This is a genomic window from Actinokineospora xionganensis (genome assembly GCF_014323725.1).
In the GTDB taxonomy this organism is placed as follows: domain Bacteria; phylum Actinomycetota; class Actinomycetes; order Mycobacteriales; family Pseudonocardiaceae; genus Actinokineospora; species Actinokineospora xionganensis.
Window position 1 is genome coordinate 40,085 of the sequence record NZ_JABVED010000021.1, and the last position, 23,491, is coordinate 63,575.

Annotated in this window: 17 protein-coding genes; 9 read left to right on the forward strand and 8 right to left on the reverse strand. The window is 70.0% G+C overall.

The genetic code is table 11. The features are described from left to right. Positions 1-870, reverse strand: coding sequence for a helix-turn-helix domain-containing protein (locus tag GPZ80_RS27430; protein WP_187223984.1), 870 nt, complete (start codon positions 868-870; stop codon positions 1-3). A gap of 170 nt (positions 871-1,040) precedes the next feature. Then, a complete protein-coding gene (locus GPZ80_RS32210; protein ID WP_222719950.1) occupies positions 1,041-1,274 on the reverse strand; it encodes a hypothetical protein in 234 nt (77 codons plus the stop codon). Positions 1,275-1,558: 284 nt separating this feature from the next. Here GPZ80_RS32210 and GPZ80_RS27440 point away from each other — a divergent pair, with 284 nt between their 5' ends. The 5 genes from GPZ80_RS27440 to fxlM all read left to right on the forward strand — a co-directional run bounded on the left by GPZ80_RS27440 (position 1,559) and on the right by fxlM (position 8,174). Beyond that, positions 1,559-2,218, forward strand: a complete 660-nt coding sequence (locus tag GPZ80_RS27440; RefSeq protein WP_187223986.1) for a hypothetical protein — start codon at positions 1,559-1,561, stop codon at positions 2,216-2,218. Between the two features lie 261 nt (positions 2,219-2,479). Next, the gene (locus tag GPZ80_RS27445; RefSeq protein ID WP_222719951.1) at positions 2,480-2,626 is read left to right on the forward strand and encodes a hypothetical protein; all 147 of its coding nucleotides are present in this window, start codon (positions 2,480-2,482) and stop codon (positions 2,624-2,626) included. A gap of 81 nt (positions 2,627-2,707) precedes the next feature. Continuing rightward, the gene (locus tag GPZ80_RS27450) at positions 2,708-5,755 is read left to right on the forward strand and encodes a lantibiotic dehydratase (RefSeq protein WP_187223987.1); all 3,048 of its coding nucleotides are present in this window, start codon (positions 2,708-2,710) and stop codon (positions 5,753-5,755) included. Further along, the gene (locus GPZ80_RS27455; protein ID WP_187223988.1) at positions 5,752-6,921 is read left to right on the forward strand and encodes a lanthionine synthetase C family protein; all 1,170 of its coding nucleotides are present in this window, start codon (positions 5,752-5,754) and stop codon (positions 6,919-6,921) included. The genes GPZ80_RS27450 and GPZ80_RS27455 overlap by 4 nt, the downstream gene beginning before the upstream one ends. A 50-nt stretch (positions 6,922-6,971) precedes the next feature. Beyond that, positions 6,972-8,174: a methyltransferase, FxLD system gene (gene fxlM / locus GPZ80_RS27460; protein WP_187223989.1), complete on the forward strand. Its 1,203-nt coding sequence runs from the start codon at positions 6,972-6,974 to the stop codon at positions 8,172-8,174. A gap of 552 nt (positions 8,175-8,726) precedes the next feature. On the opposite strand, the gene GPZ80_RS27465 is transcribed toward fxlM, so the two are convergent. From GPZ80_RS27465 to GPZ80_RS27490, 6 genes are all read right to left on the reverse strand, one after another. After that, a complete protein-coding gene (locus GPZ80_RS27465) occupies positions 8,727-9,965 on the reverse strand; it encodes an RNA polymerase sigma factor (protein ID WP_187223990.1) in 1,239 nt (412 codons plus the stop codon). Between the two features lie 130 nt (positions 9,966-10,095). Beyond that, positions 10,096-10,437, reverse strand: a complete 342-nt coding sequence (locus GPZ80_RS27470; protein ID WP_187223991.1) for a YciI family protein — start codon at positions 10,435-10,437, stop codon at positions 10,096-10,098. A gap of 166 nt (positions 10,438-10,603) precedes the next feature. Continuing rightward, positions 10,604-12,181 carry an MFS transporter gene (locus GPZ80_RS27475; RefSeq protein ID WP_312880613.1) on the reverse strand — a complete coding sequence of 526 codons (1,578 nt, stop codon included), beginning with the start codon at positions 12,179-12,181 and terminating at the stop codon, positions 10,604-10,606. A gap of 192 nt (positions 12,182-12,373) precedes the next feature. Next, a complete protein-coding gene (locus GPZ80_RS27480; RefSeq protein ID WP_187223992.1) occupies positions 12,374-13,918 on the reverse strand; it encodes a class I SAM-dependent methyltransferase in 1,545 nt (514 codons plus the stop codon). Between the two features lie 152 nt (positions 13,919-14,070). Continuing rightward, on the reverse strand, positions 14,071-14,898 hold the full coding sequence (locus GPZ80_RS27485) for a class I SAM-dependent methyltransferase (RefSeq protein WP_187223993.1): 828 nt from the start codon (positions 14,896-14,898) through the stop codon (positions 14,071-14,073). After that, a complete protein-coding gene (locus GPZ80_RS27490; protein ID WP_187223994.1) occupies positions 14,895-15,485 on the reverse strand; it encodes a dihydrofolate reductase family protein in 591 nt (196 codons plus the stop codon). The genes GPZ80_RS27485 and GPZ80_RS27490 overlap by 4 nt, the downstream gene beginning before the upstream one ends. 164 nt (positions 15,486-15,649) lie before the next feature. On the opposite strand from GPZ80_RS27490, the gene GPZ80_RS27495 reads away from it, so the two are divergent. From GPZ80_RS27495 to cmdF, 4 genes are all read left to right on the forward strand, one after another. Continuing rightward, the gene (locus GPZ80_RS27495; RefSeq protein ID WP_187223995.1) at positions 15,650-17,071 is read left to right on the forward strand and encodes an ABC transporter substrate-binding protein; all 1,422 of its coding nucleotides are present in this window, start codon (positions 15,650-15,652) and stop codon (positions 17,069-17,071) included. A 52-nt stretch (positions 17,072-17,123) separates the two neighbouring features. Then, positions 17,124-18,539, forward strand: coding sequence for an FAD-dependent oxidoreductase (locus tag GPZ80_RS27500; protein WP_312880614.1), 1,416 nt, complete (start codon positions 17,124-17,126; stop codon positions 18,537-18,539). Between the two features lie 128 nt (positions 18,540-18,667). After that, positions 18,668-21,907 carry a non-ribosomal peptide synthetase gene (locus GPZ80_RS27505; protein WP_187223996.1) on the forward strand — a complete coding sequence of 1,080 codons (3,240 nt, stop codon included), beginning with the start codon at positions 18,668-18,670 and terminating at the stop codon, positions 21,905-21,907. Further along, positions 21,894-23,489 carry a tyrosine 2,3-aminomutase gene (gene cmdF, locus GPZ80_RS27510; RefSeq protein WP_187223997.1) on the forward strand — a complete coding sequence of 532 codons (1,596 nt, stop codon included), beginning with the start codon at positions 21,894-21,896 and terminating at the stop codon, positions 23,487-23,489. Before GPZ80_RS27505 ends, cmdF begins: the two co-directional genes overlap by 14 nt. Positions 23,490-23,491: the final 2 nt, after the last annotated feature.

A 23,491-nucleotide genomic window follows, 5' to 3' on the forward strand; every position in this document is an offset into this window, starting at 1 on the left:
CTAGCTGTAGTGGTCCGCCACTTTCCCGATGAACTCAACGGAGTCCTGCGGGCCCAGTGCGGCGGCTTGGAGGTAGCCCCAGAGCTGTTCGTAAGCCTCGACGCGGTCGTGGTCGTCGAGGTAGCGCGCGTCGTCGTACTGCTCGACGTAGACGAAGTTGAGCGGGTTGGCGATACCCGGGCCGGGGACGTGGATGAGGCAGAAGTCGAGGGAGGCGTAGAGGATCGGGTCGTTGCCGCCGAATGGCAGGACCTGGATCTGGACGTTCGGATAGTCGGCGATCTCGATCAACCGGTGCATCTGGTCGCGCATTACCGCAGCGCCGCCATAACCGCGGCGCAGGTACGATTCGGACAAGGCGAAGCTGACGGTGGGTGGAGCGGGGGCCTCGCGGGTGAGAATCGACTGTCGGTAGCGCAGCGCCTGGATCTCGCCGTCGACATCGGTCTTGCCGTGGAACGGGGTGGGCGCGTCGTGCAGAGCCCGCCGGTATGCCTCGGTCTGGAGCAGGCCGGGAATGATCTCAGACTGCACCTGACGCAGGCGGCCGGCGTGGTGTTCGAGGTCGACCAGCAGCCGGAAGGATTCTCGGAACAGGTCCCGGTAGCTGGTCCAGTCGCCCTTCTGACCGAGGTTGCGGGCCAGGTCGAGCATGACCTCGATCAGCTCGGGGCTGGCGCCGTAGAGCTCGCCGAGCAGTTTCGTGTCACCGACGGAGATCTTCGACTGGCCGAGCATGATGCGGTTGATCTTCGAGGGCTGACAGCCGAGATGCCGCGCGGCCTCGGCGTCCTTGATGCCCGAGCTGGTCTTGAGTCGGGTGAGCTCGTTGAGCAGCATCAACAGCGGAACGGTGTGCGCGATCGCCATCGGCAGGCCGCCTCCATCAACAAGGCCTGGTCACACACGGTGAGACAGAAACTCACCCGTTAGAACCAAGCGGAAATAGGAACTCCTACGTTAGCTTCATCCTACGGAACGCAGAAGCCATTGTAGGAGCCACCATGTTGGGGTCAGAGGTTAGCGCAGCGTATCTCGGCTCAACCGGTCACGCGGACGGTTGGAGTCAGGCCGCCGGCCTGTTCGGGCTGACCCTCATCGGCGTACTCGTCCTGTGTGGCGTGGTGACCTGGGTTCTGCACCTGGTTGAGGAACGCCGCCTTGCCCGCTGCCGCCGCGCCGGCCTCGCGGTCGAGTGGGTGACGATCCGGGCCCGCCGCGCGGTGCTGGACTTCCAGCCCGCCACCCCGCACACGGTCGGCGCTTCTGCTCAATCCCCTGGTGATCCGATCTCGGCCCCCGACGCGGGTCGGGTCACCGGGCTCCATTCGCGCCGTCGTCGCACTGTCGCGGTACTGCGCGAGGACGCGGCGACTGCCCGCACAGCGTGATCTCGCGCTGTGTTCCCGATGCGCGCACATCCCCAGGTGGCCAGATCCGAAGCCGTCCATCGCGGCCGTGGCCACCGTGCGCGCCGCCCGCCCGCACGACCGAGGCGACTCCCAGTGCCGCCAGGTCGTGCGGGCCGGGCCGAACACCGAAGAGAGGACAGGGACAGATGGCCACGACGCAGGCCGCGTACCCCACCGACTACACCCCTGATCGGCACACCGCGCTGCACCTGGTCAACACCGGTCAGATCGTCGCGACCGAGGCGATCCTGCGCCGCCCCGACGGCCGCGACCTCGATCCGGGCGTGTTCGCCGCGCTGATGCGACTGGCCAGGGCCGGCTACGTCGAGGCCCGGCTGCCCCAGACCGGGAATCCCGCCGCCGTGCGGGACTGGCCGGCGCGGCTGACCGTGGCGGGCATCCAGATGCTCACCCGGTTCGCCAGGCCCACGGCCGGTTCCCGCAGTCGAGCGAGCCAAGCCGCGCGGTGGCGAGCACGGTGCCCCGTGCCTGACGAGGGGAGCGAGGATGGCCACCACTCCGGTGCTGCGGTGGGGCACCAACAGTCCCGGTGGTCTCTTCTACGCCGGTCGCGTCCACGCCGTGTCACCCCACGGTCCTCCGCAGGCGATCTGCGGGCTGCCGGTCGGCGAAGTGTGGTCGCACCGGCCGCCTGCTCCCGAACTCCTGTGCCCGGACTGCTGTGTCGCGGTGATCTCCGCGCTGTTTCCTACGTCCCCGCCACCGCCGCAGCCGATCGCCTGTCCTCCGGGGGCATGGCTGCCTCCCAGGCCGAGGTGACTGTTTTCCTTCCCGTCCAAGGATAACTCCCGATCGAGACGCCCACGGTTCCAGTTCCTCGCACCACTGCCGCTTTGCTGGTCCCCGGAGAGCCACCCACCACTCTGGTCAGCGACCCCGGCGATCCCGACTTCCTTCTGCGCGTTCTGCGCGGGCTGCGGAGCCTGTGATGATCGTGATCATCCTGGCTGCGGGTGGCGCTGCTGCGCCCGTCACGACTTCCGGCCCCGGTGTGCGCGCCGCGGGCCGGTTGGAAGAGATCGACGAGAACCGACGAAAGGACAATTGTGATCAACACGCTGGACGACTTCGACCTCGACGTCGCCATCTCCACCGACCTGGGCACCGGCGACCAGGCGGCTGCGGCGGCGGCGTGCAGGACCGACGACGGCTGCGCGGCGACGTGCGCGTCGTCGTGCGTCAGCAACGTCTGATCTGACCCTTGTCGCCGGGACCGGGTACGGCACCCGGTCCCGGCGGCCACTTCACGCTCAACCCGTTGACGGGAGAACCCTGTGCACACCGGAAGTTCGCCGCTCTATCGGCACGGCGGCGCGGCACTGCTGCGGGCGGCGGCGGCCCCGCTCGATGGGCTGGGCGGTGACTGGCCCGACCCGACTGAGCCCCTGTCCTGCCGTGCGTGGCTGGCCCGCGTGTGGCGGCGGCCGGAGTTCGTCGAGGCGGTGCGGGTGGCCAGCCCTGGGCTGGTCGAGCGGGTGAACGGCTTGGATTCGTTGTCCGACAAGCAGATCCTGCGGGCGTGCATGTCTGTGCTCCGGTACGCGCTGCGCGCCTCGAGCAGGCACACGCCGTTCGGGATGTTCGCCGGGGTCGCCCCGGCTGCCGTCGCCACCGGCGCCAAGGTGCGTTGGGGTGCGGGGCACCGGCCGGTCGCCCGGGTGGACGCCCAGTGGCTCGCCAAGGTGATCGACGGGTTGGAGCGCGACGCCGCGCTGCTGACACGGCTGGAAGTCGTGTTCGGCACTCTGGCGATGGTGCGTGGTCCGCGGATGGAAGCCCCGGCCGGGAACAGCACGGTCAGCGTCCGGCACACCCGCGCGGTCGCGGCTGTGCATGCGGCCGCCGCGACCCCGACCCGCTTCGCCGACCTGGCCACGGCGCTGGCCGAGACGTTCCCGGCGGCCGACCCGGCGGCGGTCGCCGCGATGCTCACCGAGTTGGTGCGCCAGCGGTTCCTGATCACCAGCCTGCGTGCTCCGCTGACCGTCACCGACCCGCTCGGGCACCTGCTCGATCGTCTTCACGAGGCCGGAGCGGCCGACCTCGCCGAGATCGCGCCCATCGTCGGGGAGCTGCGAGCGGTGGAGACGAACCTGTTCCGCCACAACCACCCCGCCACCAGCGCCCCGGAGCGCACCGGCATCCGCGCCGACTTGGCCGACCGGATGCGGGCACTGGCGGACGGTGCGCGGACCCCGCTGGCCGTGGACCTACGCCTGGACTGCGACGTGCGGGTCCCCGATCACGTCGCGCGGGAGATGGAGGCTGCGGCCACCGCGATGGCCCGGCTCAGCGGGCAACCGACCGGCGAGCCCGCCTGGCGGGACTTCCACAGCGCGTTCTACGACCGGTACGGCATGGGAACGCTTGTCCCGGTCGCCGACGTCGTCGACCCGGACACCGGGATCGGCTACCCGGCCGGGTATCCCGGCAGCGTGCTCCCGGCCCGCACCGGCACCGTTTCGGAGCGGGACCACGCGCTGCTGGCGTTGGCGTGGGCCGCGCTGGCCGACGGCAGTGATGAGGTCGTGCTGGACGACGACGTCATCACCTCGGTCGCCGTGGGCGACCGGGTTGCTGGTGAGCCGCGTTTCGCGCCGCACGTGGAGATCGCCGCCCGCATCCACGCCACCAGTGCCGACGCGCTCGATCGCGGCGACTGCCTGCTGACCGTGGCACCGGCGCGCGGGTTCGGCACGTTCACGTCGCGGTTCACGACGATCACCCCAGGATCCCGGCTGCACGAGGTGTACGCGGCCGTGCCCACCAGTGTGGACGGTGCGCTGCCAGTGCAGCTGTCGTTCCCACCCGCCTACCCACATGCCGAGAACATCTGCCGCGTCCCCGCCTACCTGCCGCACGTGCTTTCCCTCGGCGAACACCAGGGCCCCGACGAGTCGGTGATCCCGCTGGAGGACTTGGCGGTCACCGCGACCCGCGACGGGCTGCGCCTGGTCAGCCTGTCGCGGCAGCGGGTCGTGGAACCGCAGGCGTTCCACGGGCTGGCGTTGACCAAGCAGACACCGCCGCTGGCCCGGTTCCTGATCCACCTCGCGCGCGGCCTGGGCGCCTCCTGGCACCGGTTCGACTGGGGACCAGCCGCGCAGCGGCTGCCCTACCTGCCCCGGGTGCGCTACCGGCGCTCAATCCTGGCCCCGGCCCGCTGGCGACTCACCTCCGCCTATCTGCCCGCCGACGCTGATCTCGGCGAGTTCGCGGCGGCGCTGCAGAAATGGCGCGCACGCTCGCGCTGCCCGGCCGTGGTCGAGCTCGTCGACGCCGACCGCACCCTGCGCCTGGACCTCGATGTCCCCGCTCACGTCGCGATCCTGCGTGCCCACCTCGCGCGCAACGACGACGCCACCCTCACCGAGGCCGTCGCCGACCCAGCCGAGTACGGCTGGATCGGCGGGCACGCCCACGAGATCGTTCTCCCGCTGGTCAGCACCCAGGCGCCCGCGCCCGCTCCCGCTCCGTCGGCGGTGTCCCGGCCGCCGCTGACCAGTCACGGCCGACTGCCCGCTGCGCCAGGCACGAACTGGCTCAACGCGAAACTGCACACCCACCCGCAACGACTCGACGAACTCATCACCGAGCACGTGCCGCGCCTGCTGGCCGGGCTGGACAACCCGGCCTGGTGGTTCATCCGCTACCGCAGCGCCACCGAGACCGACCACCTGCGGCTACGACTGCCCACCCCTGACACCGAGACCTACGCGGCCACGCTGCTCGCCGTCGGCGCATGGGCCGACCAGCTCCGAACCGAGAAGGTGATCGGGCGGCTGGTGATCGACACCTACTACCCCGAGGTCGGCCGCTACGGGCACGGCCAGGCGCTGGCCGCGGCGGAGGCGGCGTTCGTCGCCGACTCGGCCGCCGTCACCACGCAGCTGCGGCGCCTGCCCGAACCGGTGCTGGCCCGCGATGCGCTGGTGGCGCTGAACATGGCCGCCACTGTCGCGGGCCTGCTCGGCGACACGGCCGCCGCGATGCGGTGGCTGACCGCTCGCCCCGCGCCGCCCGGCCCGGCTACCGACCGGGCGGTCCTGGCACAGCTCACCACCCTGCTCGACGACGCCACTACCGTGCCCGCCGGGTGGGATGGGGATCTCGCCGCGACCTGGCAGGCCAGGGCCGCCGCGCTGGACACGTGTCGCCACCACCTGGCCACCAGCACGGACCTCGATGTCGCGGCGGAGGCGTTGCTGCACATGCACCACAACCGGGCGATCGGTATCGACCGCGACCGGGAGAACAGGTGCAGACGGCTGGCTCGTCACGCCGCGCTTGCTTGGATCGCCCGCCACCGGGAGGAAGGATGACCGCCGCCGAGCCGAGCCCGCCGGGTGACTCACTCGGCGACGGCGCCGCCGGGATGGCGCTACTGCCCTTCGAGCGGGCCCGCACCGATGACCCGGCCGCCGTGGCGGTCGCCCACCAGTGGGCCAAGCGGATGACCACCGGCACCGTGGCCGCGCATCCTGACCTCGCCAGCCTGTTCCGGGGTGCACCGGCGGTCGCGTTCGCTTTGCACACCAGCGGGCAGCCCGCCTACGCCCGCGCCCTGGACTCGCTCGACGAGCACATCGTCACGCTGACCCGTTACCGCCTGCAGGCCGCGCACGACCGCATCGACGAGGGCCGGTTGCCCGCGGTGCGCGAGTTCGACCTGATCAGCGGTCTGACCGGGATCGGCGCCTACTTGCTGCACCGCGACCGCCACTCTCAACTGCTGCGCGAGGTGCTGGCCTACCTGGTGCGGCTCACCGAACCGGTCCAGGTGGACGGCGACACGCTGCCGGGCTGGTGGTCGGCCGCCCCACCCGCCGACCGGCCCGCCGAGGACTGGCCCGGCGGGCACGGCAACCTCGGACTCGCGCACGGCGCGGCCGGGCCGCTTGCCCTGTTGGCCACCGCGATGCGCCACGGCACCACCGTGCCCGGTCAGGAGGCGGCGATGGCCACGATCGGGCAATGGTTCGACCGCTGCCGGGTCGGTGCCGGGCGGGCCGCGTGGTGGCCGGGCAGGATCACCCTGGCCGAGCAGCGAACCGGCGTGATCACCCAGGACGGCCCGCAACGTCCGTCGTGGTGTTACGGCACGCCAGGGCAGGCCCGCGCACAGCAGCTCGCCGCCCTTGCGCTCGGCGACCTGCAACGACGACAGCAGGCGGAGGACGCGTTCGCCGGGTGCGTCACCGACGACCGGCAACTCGTGCTGCTGCGGGACAACTCGCTGTGCCACGGCTTCGCCGGGCTCGTCCTCGCCGCTTGGCGCGCCGCCGCCGACGCCGCCCCCGGAAATGAACTCGCCGTCGTCGTGCCGCGCCTGCGCACCCGCCTGGAGCAGCGGCTGCACATCGAGGGCTCGCCCGACAGCGGCGGGCTGCTCGAGGGCGAAGCCGGGACGCGCCTGGCCGGACACACCGTCGACACCGACCAGCCGGAGGCGACCCAGTGGGACCTGTGCCTGCTGCTGTCCGGCTGACCCGCTCCACCCCAGACCTGCACAATCACAATCACAACCGGAAGGAACCGATGAACACCACCACCGACAGCGCACCGGAGACGCTGCGGGACACCATGGTCGACACCGTCAAGAAGGGCGGGTACGCCCGCACCAGCGCGGTCGAGGCCGCGATGCGCGCCGTCCCGCGCCACCAGTTCGTGCCCGAGGCCACCCTCACCGATGCCTACGCCGACATCGCCGTCATCACCAAACGCGCTGCCGACGGCTCCGCCCTGAGCTGCGCGTCGGTGCCCACCGTCGTGGCGATGATGCTCGACCAACTCGACGTCCGCACCGGCCACAACATCCTGGAGATCGGCGCGGGCACCGGCTACAACGCCGCACTCCTCGCCGCCCTCACCGGACCGAATGGACAGGTCACCACCGTCGACATCGACCAGGAGGTCACCGCCGGAGCACGCCGCGGCCTCGACACCACAGGCAACCAGGACGTCGAGGTCATCACCCGGGACGGAGCGCTCGGCGCACCGGAGAACGGCCCCTACGACCGGATCATCGTCACCGTCGGCGCCTGGGACCTGCCCGCCGCCTGGCGCGAACAACTCGCCCCCGGCGGTCGACTCGTCGTGCCGCTGCGCTGGCGCGGACAGACCCGCAGCGTCGCGTTCGTCCGCGACGGCGACCGCCTCATCTCCGACCGCACCGACCTGTGCGGGTTCGTCCCCATGATCGGACAGGAAGGCGAACAGACCGGCACCATCGACACCGGCGGGCTGGTCAGCCTGTACTTCGATGTCGACCAAGGCATCGACCCCGCCGCCCTGCGCGGTGTGCTGGATCAGCCCAAGTCGACCGTCTGGTCCGACGTCACGGTCGGGCCCGCCGATTCGTTCGACGGGGTATGGCTGAACCTGACCGCCACCGACCCGGGGACCTGCCGCATCGCCGCCGAAGACGAGGCGATCAGCACCGGCTTGTGCACCCCGGTGTTCCAGTGGCGGACCGCGGCGATCACCGACGGCGCCAGCCTGGCCTACCTGACCTACCGCCGCGTCGACGGCCCCGACCGGCGTTCCGAACTCGGCGCGATCGGCCACGGCCCCGCCGGGCAGCAACTCGCCGAACGACTGTGTGCGCAGGTCACCGTGTGGGACCGCGACCGCGACCACCAGCCCCACATCGACGCCTACCCCGCCGGAGCCCCGGTCACAGTGCCGTCGGCCGGGGTGGTCATCGACAAGCAGGACACGCGCCTCGTCCTGTCGCTCTGAACTACTCGCCGCGCCGCTTCGTGACCCGGTCGGCCGCACGCCGGTGGACCGGGTCGCGGGCCCCTCTGCCCGGTCTCGCCGTGTCCTGCTCGACGTCCTCGGGTGGCAGGGCACTCCGACAGATCAAACCTATCTCTACATATCTGGAGATGGCTTCCATGCGAAGCCTGAGTCGAGTCACACCAGCGACGCTGGACGTGCTGACGGTGTGTTGGTGCAGGCCCCGCAAGACGCGCACGGTTTCTCGATCGCCAAGGAGACCAAGGGACCGACGGGCAGCGTGTATCCGATCCTTGCGCGCTTGGAGGCTGCCGGTTGGGTGGAAAGCCGTTGAGAGACCGAGCATCCCGCCGAAGGTCGGCCCCGGCGACGGATCTATCGCCTGACCCGCTCGGATGGGCTGCGTGCGGCCCGCACGCGATCCCACCCCGCATGTGGTGAGGTTTCGCGCCTTCACGGGTAGTCCACATCGGACCTCGCGCTTCCGCGCCGGGCCACGCCCGGCATCCGGCGGGTGTACGGCAGGCCATAGACCAGACCGTCAGCCGACGGTCAACTGACTTCCGCGAGGCGTTGGGTCAGGAAGGCGCGTTCGGCTTCGTTTTCCGCCAAGGCGATGGCGGCCTTGTACGCGTTCGCCGCCTCTTCCTTGCGGTCCAGTCTGCGGAGGAGGTCTGCCTTGGTTGCCGGGAGGTAGCGGTAGCCCTCCAGCCTGCCGTCGCTTTCCAGTTCCTCGATCTCGGTCAGTCCCGCTTCCGGGCCGAACACCATCGTCAGGGCGATCGCGCGGTTGAGGGCGACCACCGGGGATGGCCACACCCTCAGCAGCGCGTCGTACAGGGTGATGATTTGGGGCCAGTCGGTGTCTTCGTACTTCTTCGCCGTGGCGTGCAGGGCGGCGATTGCTGCCTGTAGGGCGAATCTACCCGGGTTGCCGCCTCGCAGGGCGTCGAGGACCAGGCGGTGGCCCTCCTCGATTGCTTCCTGGTCCCAGGCTGTGCGGTCCTGTTCCTCCAGCAGGAGCAGGCGGCCTTCCGCGTCCGTTCGGGTTTCGCGGCGGGCGTGGGTGACCAACAGCAGAGCCAGCAGGCCCCAGACCTCGCGTTCGTCGGGCATCAGGTCGCGCAGCATTCTGGTGAGGTCCAGAGCTCGTTGGACCAGGTCCGCGCGGACCAGTTGGTCGCCTGACGGCGCTGTGTATCCGGTGGTGAAGAGTAGGTGGATGACCGTCAGGACCGCGTCCAGCCGATCGGGGAGTTCCTCGGCGGCGGGGACGCGGTAGGCGATACGGGCGGCGGAGATCTTCTTCTTGGCCCTCGTGACCCGTGCGGCCATGGTGGCTTCGGAGACCAGGAAGGCCTGGGCGATGTCGGCCGTGCTCACACCGCACACCAGGCGCAGGGTGAGCGCGATCTGGGCCTCACCCGACAGCGCCGGGTGACAGCAGGTGAAGATCAACCGGAGACGGTCGTCGGGTATGACGTCTCCGGTCGACTCAGCGGAATAGTTCATGTCGGCCTCGTCCGGTTCCACGAGCAGGGGAAGCTTCGAGCGGAACACGTTCTGCCGGCGCAGCGCATCCAGGGCGGTGCGTTTGGCGACGGTGGTCAGCCAGGCGCCGGGGTTGTTGGGTATGCCGTCGCGCTCCCAGACCTGCAGTGCGGTGGCGTAGGCCTCCTGCACGCATTCCTCGGCCAGGTCCATGTCTCGGGCGACGCGCGCCGTCGCGGCGAGCACGAATGCCCACTCGCGACGGTGCGTGTCGGCCACCGCGCGCTCGATCGGGGTCATGCGGCGGAGATTACCGGCTTGGTCGCGGTGACGATTGGGCTCCGCTGACACGCTGACGCAGTCAGTCGTGGCAGTGGGGCCCAATCGTCACCTGAGAGCGACCGAGCCCGCGTCCCCGGAGGGGCGCCGACTATTCCGCGGGCGGCTCGAAGATCGGCCGAACCTCGACGCCGCCGCCGGGCGAGGTCGGGACCAGCTTGGCGATCTCCAGGGCCTCGTCCAAGTCCTTGGCCTCCAGCAGGAAGAAGCCGGCCAGCACCTCCTTGGACTCGATGAACGGGCCGTCGGTGATGGCGCCGCCGCGCAGCGAGGTGGCCGTGGTGCTCGGCTGCAGGGCCTGCGGGTAGAGGATCTGGGTGCCGCGCTTCTCGATCTCCTTGTTGAAGACCTCGTGCGCCGCCAGCTCGGCCTCGGTGATGTCCATCGGGTCGGCGGGTGCGGGCGAGTAGAGCAGGATCGCGTACTGAGCCATGTCGGGCTCCCCTTCTTGATTTCTTGTTCTCATACAGACGACGAACGGGCCGGGCGGAAATCGACAACTTCCCCACCCGAATTCATACCCGATTCGCATGGACGGCACGCGCGCCGATGGCCGGCTCCGCGAGCGGAGTCGGCCATCGGCGGGAACGTGCGATAGATCAGTGTGCTTCTTCCGCGACCGGCGCGAGGTCACCGTCGGCTGGGGCCTGAGCGGCCCCGAACGGCAACACGTGCTTGAGCTTGACCGCCACGACGACGGCCATGGTGGCCAGCAGCACCGCGCCGATGGTGGCCACGGTCTGCACACCGTCGGTGAAGGCGTCCCGCGCCGGTGAGAGCAGCGCGTCGGCCTCACCCGGGGACAGCTTGGCGGCCTCCACGGTGGCGCCTGCCAGGCTGTCCTTGGCGATGTCGGCGGTCTCCGCGTTCAGCCCGCCGGGCAGTGAGTCGGACACGTTGGCCCGGTAGACAGCCGTGCCGATGGTGCCCAGGACCGCCAGGCCCAGGGTGCCGCCGAACTCGTTGGCCATCTGCGCCAGCGAGCCCGCCGAGCCCATCTTCTCCGGCGGCGCGGAGGTGACGACCAGGTTGGTGCCCAGGCCCGCCATCGGAGCGCCGCAGAAGGCGATGATCGCGAAGCCCACGACCAGCGCGGTGGTGCCGGAGTCGGCGCTGATCTGGGTCATCCAGACCAGGGTGATGGCCGCGCCGAGCAGACCGGCCGAGATGACGTACGCCGGACGGAACTTGTTGGCCAGCTTCGGGCCGACCGCGAAGCCGATGGCGCCACCGGCCATGCCGGGGACCATCGCCAGACCGGCTTCGAGCGTCGACATGCCCTGCACCAGCTGGAAGTACAGCATCATCAGCAGCATGATCCCGCCGCCGGTCATGCTGTAGGACAGCTGCCCGGCCAGCGACGTGCCGATGGTGTTGTTCTTGAACAGGCTCAGGTCCAGCAGCGGGTCGCTGATGGTGCGCTGCCTGCGCAGGAACGCCCAGCCCGCGACCACACCGACGACGACCGCGACGACCGCGACGGCGGAGAAGCCGTCCCGGGCCAGCGACTTGATGCCGTAGATGATCGGGAAGAGCGCGGCCAGCGAGAGCGCGACGCTGATGAGGTCGGGCTTGCCGGGCTGGCCGTTGCGGAACTCGGGCAGGAACTTCGGCCCCAGGACCAGCGCGGCGATGACGAACGGCACGCCCAGCAGGAACACCGAGCCCCACCACCACTGCGTCAGCATGGCGCCGCCGATGACCGGGCCGAACAGCGCGCCCATGGTGAACACGCTGCCCCAGATGCCGAACGCGGCGGCCTGCTGCTTCGGGTCCTGGAACATGGTGCCGATGAGCGAGAGCGTCGATGGGCCGAGGGTGGCGCCCGCGATGCCCAGCAGCGCGCGGGCCGCGATCAGGACCTCGGGACTCCAGGCGTAGGCGCAGAGCAGCGAGGCCACGGCGAACGCGGAGCAGCCGATCATCAGCAGCTTGCGGCGGCCGATGCGGTCGCCCAGGGTGCCCATCGTGACCAGGAAGCCTGCAAGCATGAACCCGTAGACGTCCATGGTCCACAGCTGTTCCATGCCGGTCGCGCCGAGATCCGACGAGAGATTCGGCAGCGCCAGCATCAGGACGAACAGGTCGATGGCCATGACGAAGGTCGGCAGCGCGAGCACCGCCAGCCCCAACCACTCCCGTCGCCCCGCCTTGGCAGGGGCAGTGTTGGCAGTCACTGTCTTTTCCTCTCGTGTTGTCGTCCTACGCACCTACGACGAACGAGCCACCGCGAAATCGACAGCGCCTCGACCGAGCGTTTTCGCGACGTCGGTGTCACCTATGGCAGATACATTGTTTCGTCGGCGTCCTGCGTACAGCCAGTGCCTCGCGCACGGCTCTGACATGCGTTTCGCATACGCCCTCGCTGGTCAGCCCCGGCGTTCGGCGGTGAGGAAGACGAACGTCCCCTCGTCCGACGACTCCTCCACTATGGACAGACCGGCCTCGGCGAACCACGTGTGCAGCTCGTCGAGTTCGAAGAGCAGGTGGCCCTCCGGACGGCTCGGGAAGTACTGGCACTCCTGGAAGTGCCGGGCGACCTTATCGTCGGACCACTTGAAGGTCATCATCGTCAGGCTTCCGCCCGGCTTGAGCACGCGGCCCATCTCGAGGATCGCCTCGCGCGCGTCGTCGGGGAACGCCTGCAGCGCGTTCCAGCAGTTGACCGCGCCGAGGCTGCCGTCACTGAACGGGAGGTTCAACGCGGACGCCTTCACCGCGGGCACCTCCGGCAGCGCGCCGCGCAGCACGTTGAGCATCGGCAGCGCCATGTCCAGGGCGATGAGCCGGTCGGCGCCGACGGCCTTGGCGACGATCTTGGTCCAGCGGCCCGCGCCCGCGGCGAGGTCGAGGACCGGGCCGTCGACCGGGCGCACGTGCGAGGCGATGTAGGAGTCCTCGTCGGTCGGGCTGATCTGGTCGCCCCAGTTGGAGCCCGCGATGCGCAGGTACGCCGGGCGCAGGACCGCCTCGTAGTACAGGCCCATGCTCGGCATCTCGGCGAGCTTCTGCAGCAGGTCGTTGGTGGCGTCGTCGGCTTCCTGGTCCTCCCGCACACCGGCGGAGAGGTCGAGGATGCCGTTGGCGATGGCGAAACCGGTGGCGCACTTGGGGCAGCGCACACCGTTGTCGGAGAACTCCAGGCCGCCGTGGCAGGTCGGGCAGCGCAGCGACTCGACGTGCTTGGCGAAGACCGCGGTTGACTGGCCGGTCGGCTCGGGCAGGATCGCGTCCTCCGGCGACATCGCGGTCGCGAGGGTGGACGCGGGCTTGTTGTTCGCCACCGACCAGTACGCGCGGGCCCCGGTGTAGCCGAGCACGGTGAGCGTGTCGTTGTTCCAATTGGACTCGATCTGTTCCGCGGTCAGGCTCTTGATCCAGCCCGCGGTGAAGTCCTTCTCGTTCTCGTCGAGCACCCACACCGACGGCGACGGCCACACACGGCCGAGGTCGGGTTTCGCCGGGTCGAGCTGGGCGAGCGCCCGCTCGAGCCGGGTCTGGTCGTCGGCGTCGAGGTTCAGCGGCGCGACGGCGGCGAGGACGGCCTCGCGGTCGGCCGGGAAGTGCGAGAGCAGGTACAGGAAGGCCAGCGTCAGCGGCTCGCCCTTCGCCCCGGTGCCGGCCAGGTCGAGGTAGCGGCCCAGGCCCGCGTGCACGGCGGTGAAGACGTCGGCGTCGCCGGTCTCGGCCAGCAGTCCCAGCAGAATCGCGAGGTAGCCCTGACGGTCGGTGTCGACCAGGTCGAGGTGCTCGACCAGCACGGGCGTACCCTGCCGGGCCAGATCCGTTGCCGCGCCGCCGTTCCACAACCCGCCGACCAGTCGCCGGTACTCCGACTCCAGACGATCAGGTGCGGCGTTCGCGAAAGACTTGACCAGTTCCGCGACGGTCGAATGGATCGTGGAGTCACTCATCTTCGCGTGTCCTTTCACCCAGTGTGTCGCCGTAAACGATGCTCGCAGCGACAGCCCGCCGCGGTCGTCCTCTCACGTGCGAAGTGGTGTGTCTGCCGACCTTGACCCGCTCTCGACCGGCCTATACCGGGTCAATGCCGACAGACACACCACTACCCCCGGTACGACTTGCGCGCGGAGACGATGACGTAGCCGATCTGGTCCTTGCGCGGGGCGTAGAAACCGGTGTTCTTCTTGGAGAACTCGGTGATCGCGCCCTCGCCGAACTTCGCCGCGACCTCGGTGCGCCGGGTCATCGCCGCTTCGAGGTACTTGGTCTTCATGCCGAAAACCCTTGGGCCGCACTGGGTGTACTCCTCGACGGCGAAACCGGCGGCGGTGCTCAGCGCCAGCCACTCGTCGAGGGTCGGCAGCGTGCCGAGCTTCAGCGTGGTCATGAACTTCGCCAGCCGCTCGGGGTCCTCGTGCGAGCGGAGGCTGAAGTCGGAGAAGGTGACGCGCCCGCCGGGGCGCAGGACACGGTGGAACTCGCGCAGCACGACCTCCAGGTCGGGCGCGTTCTGCAGCGACTCCAACGCGAGGATGGCGTCGAACGTGTTATCCGGATAGGACAGTGACATGAAGTCGCCGTACTCGAACTTGACCGCGTCCGCCACGCCCGCCGCCGCGGCGCGCTCGTTGGCCTTGTCGACCTCGAACCCGCTGACCGTGACCCCGGTGACCCGCGCGCCGTACTCTTTGTTGACGAAGATCGCCGTCTCGCCGGGCCCGCAGCCCGCGTCCAGCACGTGCTCGCCGGGGCGCAAGCCCAAAGTGGCCGTGACCTTCTGGCTGATCCGGTGCAGGGCCTCGGTCAGCGGCGCGTTGTCTTCCCGGTCGTACCAGTACCACATGTGCAGCTGCCCCTCGCGGATCTCGTCCTCGATGGGCGCGCGTTCGTCGTAGTGCCGTCCGATGTCGGCCGAGTCGATGATGCTCATGCTGTCCGGGGCTCCGTTCGGGTCACGCGGTAGCTGAGATGGGTCACGCCGTCACCCGGCACCACCCGGCTGATCTCCAGTCCGACCTGCTCGGGCGCGTCACCGAAGAGCCGCACACCGCCGCCGAGCACCACCGGGACCATGTGCAGACGGACCTCGTCGAGCAGGCCCGCGGCGAGGTACTGCCTGCCGACGTCGGCGCCGCCCATGACGTAGACGTCCTTGTCCCCCGCCACCGCCCGCGCCTGGGCGAGCGCGCTCTCGATCCCGTCGGTGACGAACGTGAAGACGCCCGGATCCTCGCGCTCAGGAGCCTTATGGGTCAGCACGAACACGGGCACCTCGCCCAGCGGGCCGGTCCCCCACCCGTTCGGGCCTTCGGAGTTGTCGTAGGTGCGCCTGCCCGCGATCACCGCGCCGGTCTCGGTGAACAGCGCGCCGAGCACCGCGTCGCCGCGCGGACCGGAGGCGGAAACCCAGTCGTGCAGGCACTCCCCGTCCGGACCCAGCGGGAACTCCTGGTCGTCGCCGGGCGCGGTGATGTATCCGTCCAAGGACACCGTGATGTCGAAGACGACGATTCCCATGCCACACATCGTGTTCGCCCGACGGACGAGCCCACATCTCCGCGCGTGCTCAGTAGCCCGGCCGACGGCAACCGGGAAGATGCGACGGCGGTGACCTGCGGGGAACGATGGATCGCGACGTGACCCGCGTTATCCGGCGTGCGGTCCCACGAGGAGGAGACCGAATGACGAGCAAGATCGACATCGACGTCTGGGTAGCCGACCTGAACTTCCCCGGGTGGATGGACCGCTGGCACGCGCAGGCCGCCGAGTTCAGCCGGATCCATCCCGAGTACCGGGTCAACGTCCGGGGCATGAACTTCTTCTCCTTCCCCGAAGACGTGGCCAAGGAGGTCGCGGAAGGTCGCAGGCCCGCGCTCGCCGAGTACTACTTCTACGCCAACCAGGTGGCCCGCGACGCCGTGGCGCCCGACGGAAGTCCACTGTGGACGTCGGTCACGAAGGCGGTCGGCGACCGCACCGAGTTCCTCGGCGAGCCGGTCATGCTCGACGACCTGCACCCGGCGTTCCGCGACTACTACACCGTCGGCGGCGACATGGACTCGCTGCCGTCGGTCGGCACGACGAGCCTGCTGTTCGCCAACCGCGAGCTGCTTGAGAAGGCCGGGGTGTCGGAGCTGCCGAGGACCTGGGACGACGTGACCTCGGTGTGCGAGGCGGTCTCCCGCGTCCAGGACGGCCCGTCGCACGCGATCACGTGGTCGAACCACGGCACGTTCGTGCAGCAGGCGCTGGCCACTCAGGGCGGCTTCCTCACCGACAACCGCAACGGCCGCGACGCCCGCGCCACCACGATGGACCTGGCGTCGAAGGAGATGATGACCTGGGTCGAGTGGTGGAACGGCCTGCACAAGGCGGGCCACTACCTCTACACCGGCGGGTACCCGGACTGGGCGGGCACGCTGCAGGCCTACCGCGACGCGCACGTGGCGATCCGGATCTCCTCGTCCAACGACGTCAACTACATGGCGCACGCGGCCAAGCTCGGCGGCTTCACCATGGACGTCGATGTGTTCCCGCACAACGACAACTCCCCCTACGTCGGCAACGCAGTCGCGGGCACGTCGATGTGGCTGGGCAACAACCTCGACGAGGACGTCCAGGAGGGCGCGCTCGCGTTCCTGATGTGGATGCACAACCCGGTCAACGTCGCCCAGCGGCACAAGGACAACAGCTTCGCCCCGATCACCAAGGCGTCCTACGACCTGCTCAAGGACGAGGGCTGGTTCGAGCAGCACCCGTACCACGCGCTGACCTACGACCACCTGCTCGCCTTCCCGGCCTCCACCGGCAAGTCGGGCATCCCGCTCTCGGAGGGCGCGGTGTTCGGCGACTTCGCCGGCGTGCAGGACGTGATGGTGCACGCGATGGGCGACGTCCTCGCCCGCGGCGCGGACCCGTTCGACCGGTTCACCCAGGCCACTGGCGAGGCGCAGAAGCTGCTCGACGCCTACAACCACTGGGCGCTGAACACCCCGCGCAAGGCCGCTGACATCCCGGGCAGCAGCCACCGCGTCGAGTTCTGGAACGACGTCGCCCCCTACACCGCTCAGGACATGGAGAACGTGGTCCCGCTGAACGGCTGATCCACCCGGTTCACCGCACCCTCAAGCAGAGACGAACGTCAAGGAGATATCCGTGAGCGACGCTACAAAAACTCGCGCGGTGGTATTGGGCGGAAGTATCGCCGGCCTGTTCGCGGCCAGGGTCCTGGCCGACGCCTACGACGAGGTCCAGATCGTCGACCGGGACACGCTGATCGATGTCGCGGGCCCGCGCCGCAGCTGCCCGCAGGGCAAGCACATCAACGGCCTGCTCGCCCGCGGCCAGCAGGTCATGGAGGAGTTCTACCCGGGCATCACCAACGAGATCTTCGCCGACGGCGTGCCGACCGGCGACCTCTGCGGCAACGTGCGCTGGTACTTCAACGGCGTCCGCATCCAGCAGCAGGAAGCGGGCCTGACCTGCGTCTCGGCCAGCAGGCCGATGCTGGAGAAGCACATCCGCCGGCGCACCGCGGCGCTGCCGAACGTCGTTTTCGTGGAGCAGCACGACATCCTCGGCCTGGCCACCACGCCGGACAAGAGCAAGGTGACCGGCGCGCGCGTGCAGGCCCGCGGCCAGAAGCGCGAGAAGGTCATCGACGCCGACCTGGTGATCGACGCGACCGGCCGCGGCTCCCGCACGCCGATCTGGTTGCAGGAACTCGGTTATGGGCTGGTCGAGGAGGAGAGCAAGAAGGTCGGCCTGGGCTACGTCACCCAGCACTACCGCCTCAAGTCCGACCCGTACCACGGCGACCTGTCGATCAACCCGGTCGCCAACGCCACCCTTCCCCGCGGCGCCATCTTCACCAAGACCGACGGCGGACGGGTCGAGCTGACCGCGTACGGCATTCTCGGCGACCACCCGCCCACCGACCAGCAGGGCTTCTACGACTTCGTCAAGACGCTCGCCGCGCCGGAGATCCACGAGGCGCTCATGCACGCCGAGCCGCTCGACGAGCCGGTGGCCTTCCGGTTCCCGACCACGCTGCGCCGCCACTACGAGAAGCTCGACCGCTTCCCGGACGGCCTGCTGGTCGTCGGCGACGCGGTGACCTGCTTCAACCCGGTGTACGCGCAGGGCATGACGGTCTCGGCGCTCTCGGCCCTGACCATCCGCAACCACCTGCACAGCGGCGCCGCGCCGCAGCCGATGCAGTACTTCCAGGACCTGTCGAAGAACGTGATCGACCCGCCGTGGGAGATGACCAACACCGTCGACCTCAGCTTCCCCGGGGTCGAGGGCGAGCGGCCGCTGCAGATGCGGTTCGCGCAGAAGTTCCTCAAGCTCGTGCAGTACGCGGCGACGAAGGACAAGGCCATCGCCGCGCAGTACATGCGGGCCGCGGGCCTGATCGACGGACCCGAGAAGATGCAGCGCCCCGGCTTCATGCTCAAGGTGCTGCTGAAGGGGATCTTCGGCCCGGCGAAGAAGACCCCGGCGCCGCCGCTGGTGCCGATCGCGGGCGGCCACGTCGAGACCTGGTCGGAATACCGCAACGCCGCGTAAGCACTGGGCTGTTTGGGAATCGCCTCTTCTCGGTTCGCCGGGAAGGGGCGATTTTCCTTTGCCGGACAAGGAAATCCTGCGCACTACACGAGATGCGACCCGGTGTGACCGGGCCGGACGATAGAGCGGTGAGTCCACCCGCGTCCGATGTGCCCAGCCCCCACGGTTTCGACAAAGCCACGAGTTCCGCGGTCCAGAACGGTTTATGGTTCCTGGAGAAGGTGGATTCGGAATCGGCGGCGTCGACCGTGTGTCTGGCATACCAGGTGACGGGGGAACTGGATCTGGACGCGTTGCGGGCCGCGTGGCAGGCCGTCCTCGCCCGACACCCGATGCTGCGCACCACGTTCACCGAGCGCGCGGGCGTGCCGGTGCCGGTGGTGGCCGCCGAGGGCGCGCCGCTGGTGCTCGCCGATTTCGTCGACGAGCCCGAGGCCGTGGCGGACTGGGCGCGCGAGCAGGCCGCCGCGCCGCTGCGGATGTCCGAGGGACTCGCCCGGCTGGCGGTGGCGAAGTTCGGCGAGTGGGACCACGCGGTCGTCCTGTGTCTGCACCGGGCCGCGGCCGACGACGAGTCGGTGTCGATCGTGCTGACCGACCTGTCGGAGGCGTACACCGGCGCCAAGCTGGGCACCCCGCCCGACACGCAAGCGCTTTCGCCCAGCTACGCGGAGTTCGCTCGGGACGAGGACGAGCGCGCCGAGGACCCCGCGTTCGCCGAACGCCTGCGCTGGTGGACCGCGACCGTCACCCCGGCCCCGACCGCCGCCACGCTGCCGGTCGACCGGGCACGTCCGGCCGGGCGGTCCACGGCGGGCGACGTCCTGCGGTTCGAATGGGGCCCGGAGGTGACCCGGCCGCTGGGCGAGCTGGCCCGCGCGGCGGGCACGACACCGTTCGCCGTGCTGCTGGCCGCTTTCCAGGCCCTGCTCGGCCGCTACGGCAACGACGAGCGGATCGCCGTGGGCTGCCCGGTGTCGGTGCGCCCGCGCCCGGAGTTCGACGGCGTGGTCGGCGCGTTCGAGCACCCCTTGGTGTTCACCGCCGACCTGTCGGGGCGACCGACGCTGCGGACCGTGGTCGAGCGGGTGGCGCGGCTGAGCGCCGAGGCGCTGCAGCGCGCCGACGTGCCGTTCGCCGACGTGGTGGCGGCCACCAAGGCCGAGCGCGCCCCGCGGCGGATCCCCCTGTGCGACACCATGTTCGTCTTCCACGACCAGGCCAGGGCGGATCTGGTATTCGACGGCGCGACGGTGGCCCCGCGCGTCGTGGAGAACGGCTCGGCCGTCACCGACGTGACCCTGGACCTGCGGCTGGTGAACGCGAACCTGCTGGGAGCGATGGAGTTCCGGTCGTCCATGTTCGACCGCGCGGGCGCCGAGCGACTGCTCAGCCAGTTCCAGATGCTGCTCACCGCCGGGCTGCGCGACCCCGACCGGCCCATCGCCGACCTGGCCCTCGACGGCGCGGACCGGATCGCGAACGCCGTGCGCGACGCCGACCAGATCACCGCCGCCGCGCCGGCCGCGCGCACCGCGAACGAGCTGTTCCACTCCCAGGCGCAGCTGCGCCCCGAGCAGATCGCGCTGTCGGCCGGAAACCAGGTCACCACCTACCGCGAACTCGAACGGCTCGCCGCGGTCATCACGGCGGCACTGGTGTCCGACGAGCTCATCGGGGGCAGGCCGGTGGTCGTGCGGATGCCCGCGGGCAGGCTCCAGGTGGCCGCCGTGATCGCCGTGCTCGACGCGGGCGCGCACGTGGCGTGCCTCGGCGAGGGGGACACGGGTGAGCGCGGGAAGTCCGTCCTGACCGAACTGCAGCCCGCGTGCCTGATCGTCGACGGCGACCCGGCGCAGGACGAGCTGGCCCAGTGGTACCTCAACGAACTGGGCGGCACGGTGCTCGACGCGGCGCTGCTCGAACCGGACTCGGCCCCGCGGCCGCACGTGCCGAGTGTGCGCAACGCGCGGGCCTACGTCACCTACACGTCGGGGTCGACCGGGCAGCCCAAGGGCATCCCGCAGACCCACGCCACCCTCGCCCAGTTCGTCACCTGGTTCTCCGGTGAGTTCGCCGTCCGGCCGGGGTCGCGGATGGCGCAGTGGGCCGCGCCCGGCTACGACGCGGCGCTGATGGAGATCTTCGCCGGGCTGGTCGCCGGGGCGACGCTGTGCCTGGTGCCCGACCGGATCCGGGCCAACCCGGAGAAAATCGTCGACTGGCTCATCGAGCAGCGGGTCACCCTGTTCCAGACCGTGCCCAGCTTCGCCCGGCAGGTGCTCGGCGTGGTGAACACCCGTGGAGTGGCGGCACAGCTGGCCGCGCTGGACCACGTGCTGCTGGCGGGCGAGGCGCTGCCCGCGGACCTGGCGAACGGCCTGCGCGCCGCCCTGCCGTCGACCCGGCTGGTCAACCTGTACGGGCCGACGGAGTCGATCCTGGCCACCTGGCACGAGGTCGCGGGCGAGCTGAACGGCACGTCGCCGATCGGGCGGTCCATCCCCGGCAGGCAGGTCCTCGTGCTCGACGACGAAGGCAGGCCGTGCCCCGACGGGGTCACCGGGAACCTCGTCATCCGCAGCCCGTACCTGACCGAGGGTTACCTGGGCGCCGAGGACCGCTCGGCGTTCGAGCCGGTGACCGACCTCGCCGCGTACGGCATCGACGGCTCCCACTGCTACCGGACCGGCGACATGGGCGCCCGGCGCCGCGACGGCGTCCTGGAGTTCCGCGGTCGCAAGGACTTCCAGATCAAGTTCAACGGAATGCGGATCGAGCTCAGCGACATCGAGTCGGCGCTCTCGGCGCACGAGTCGGTGGCAGACTGCGCGGTCATCGCGGTCACGACGTCGGACGGGCTGGTGAGCAGGCTGGTCGGCTACGTCGTGCCGCGCCGCACCGAGTCCGGCGACGCGGTCGGGTCGGCGAGCGTCTGGCGCGCGGCGCTGCGCACCCGGTTCGGCAAGGCCATGCCGCCGGTGTCGTTCCAGACGATGATCGGCCTGCCGCGCGGCATCGGCGGCAAGGTGGACCGGCGCAGGCTGCCCGATCCCGCCGCCGCGCCTAGCCGGGCCGCCGCCACCCCCAAGACGCCCGTGGAGACCGCTGTCGCCGAGCTGTGGGCCGGGCTTCCCGGTGTCCGGCCGCCCGGCGCCGACGAGTCGTTCTTCGCCGCGGGCGGCCGGTCATTGCAAGTCCTCGTGCTGCTCGACCAGGTCCGCGAGCGGTTCGACGTCGAGGTATCGCTACACGATTTCCTAGCCGCACCAACGGTGACCGGACTATCCACAGTGGTCGAATCGCACACAGTTTCCCTGACAGCCGCAACTGGAACCAGACGGGGTGAAGAACGTGACTCTGCTTGACACCAACCTGTCCGTTGACTTCGACGGCGAGAACGTCGAGATCCTGGACATCCGCCGCATCGCCGAGGACGGTGCTCCGTGCAAGGTCGCCCCGGCCGCGCTGACCCGGGCCGCGGCCAGCAGGCAGCAGTTCGAGGAGACCGTCCGGGCAGGCGTCCCCGTCTACGGTGTCACGACCGGTTACGGCGAGATGATCTACATGCTCGTCGGCACGGCCAAGGAAGTCGAGCTGCAGACCAACCTGGTGCGCAGCCACAGCGCGGGCGTCGGCCCGATCTTCGCCGAGGACGAGGCGCGGGCGATCGTGGCCGCCCGCCTCAACGCGCTGTCCAAGGGCTACTCCGCTGTCCGCCCCGAACTGCTGGAGCGGCTGGCGCTGTACTTGAACCTGGGCATCACCCCGGCCATCCCGGAGATCGGCTCGCTGGGCGCCAGCGGCGACCTCGGGCCGCTGGCCCACATCGCCTCCACGATCATCGGTGAGGGCTACGTCCTGAAGAACGGCCGCCGCACCGAGACCGCCACCGTGCTGCGCGAGCACGGCATCGAGCCGCTGGAGCTGCGGTTCAAGGAAGGCCTCGCGCTGATCAACGGCACATCGGCCATGACCGGCCTTGGCTGCCTGGTCGTGAGCCGGGCCATGGAGCAGGTCAAGCAGGCCGAGATCGTCACCGCGCTGGTCGTGGAGACCCTGCTCGGCTCGACCAGCCCGTTCCAGGCCGAGGGCCACGACATCGCCCGCCCGCACCAGGGGCAGATCGACACCGCGTTCAACATGCGCAACCTGCTCGACGGCAGCGCGCTGGCGGTCTCGCACCACGAGCTGCGCACCCAGGCCGCGGCCCAGTCCAGCGGCGACGTGTCCCGGACCGACGTCTACATCCAGAAGGCCTACACCCTGCGCGCGATCCCGCAGGTCGTCGGCGCGGTCCGCGACACCCTGTACTACGCGACCAAGACGATCGACATCGAGCTCAACTCGTCGAACGACAACCCGCTGTTCTTCGAGGGCAAGGAGGTGTTCCACGGCGCGAACTTCCACGGCCAGCCGGTCGCGTTCGCCATGGACTACGCCACCATCGCCCTCACCCAGCTGGGCGTGTTCTCCGAGCGGCGCACCAACCGGCTGCTCAACCGCTACCTGTCGGGGCTGCCGGAGTTCCTGGTCTCCACCGGCGAGCCGGGCCTCAACAGCGGCTTCGCGGGCGCGCAGTACCCGGCCACCGCGCTGGTCGCCGAGAACCGGACCATCGGCCCGGCCAGCATCCAGAGTGTCCCGTCCAACGGTGACAACCAGGACGTCGTGTCGATGGGCCTGATCGCGGCCCGCAACGCGCGCCGGGTGCTGTCGAACAACAACTACATCCTGGCCGTCGAGTTCCTCGCCGCCGCCCAGGCCGTGGACGTCTCGGGCCGCTACGACGGCCTCAGCCCCGCGGGCAAGGCGGCGTACAACCAGATCCGGTCGCTGGTGCCGACCCTGGAGCACGACCGCTACATGTCCGACGACATCGAGGCGGTCGCCGGAGCCCTGTCCCGCGGCGAGTTCCTCGAAGCCGCCCGCGATGTCGAACTGCGCTAGGA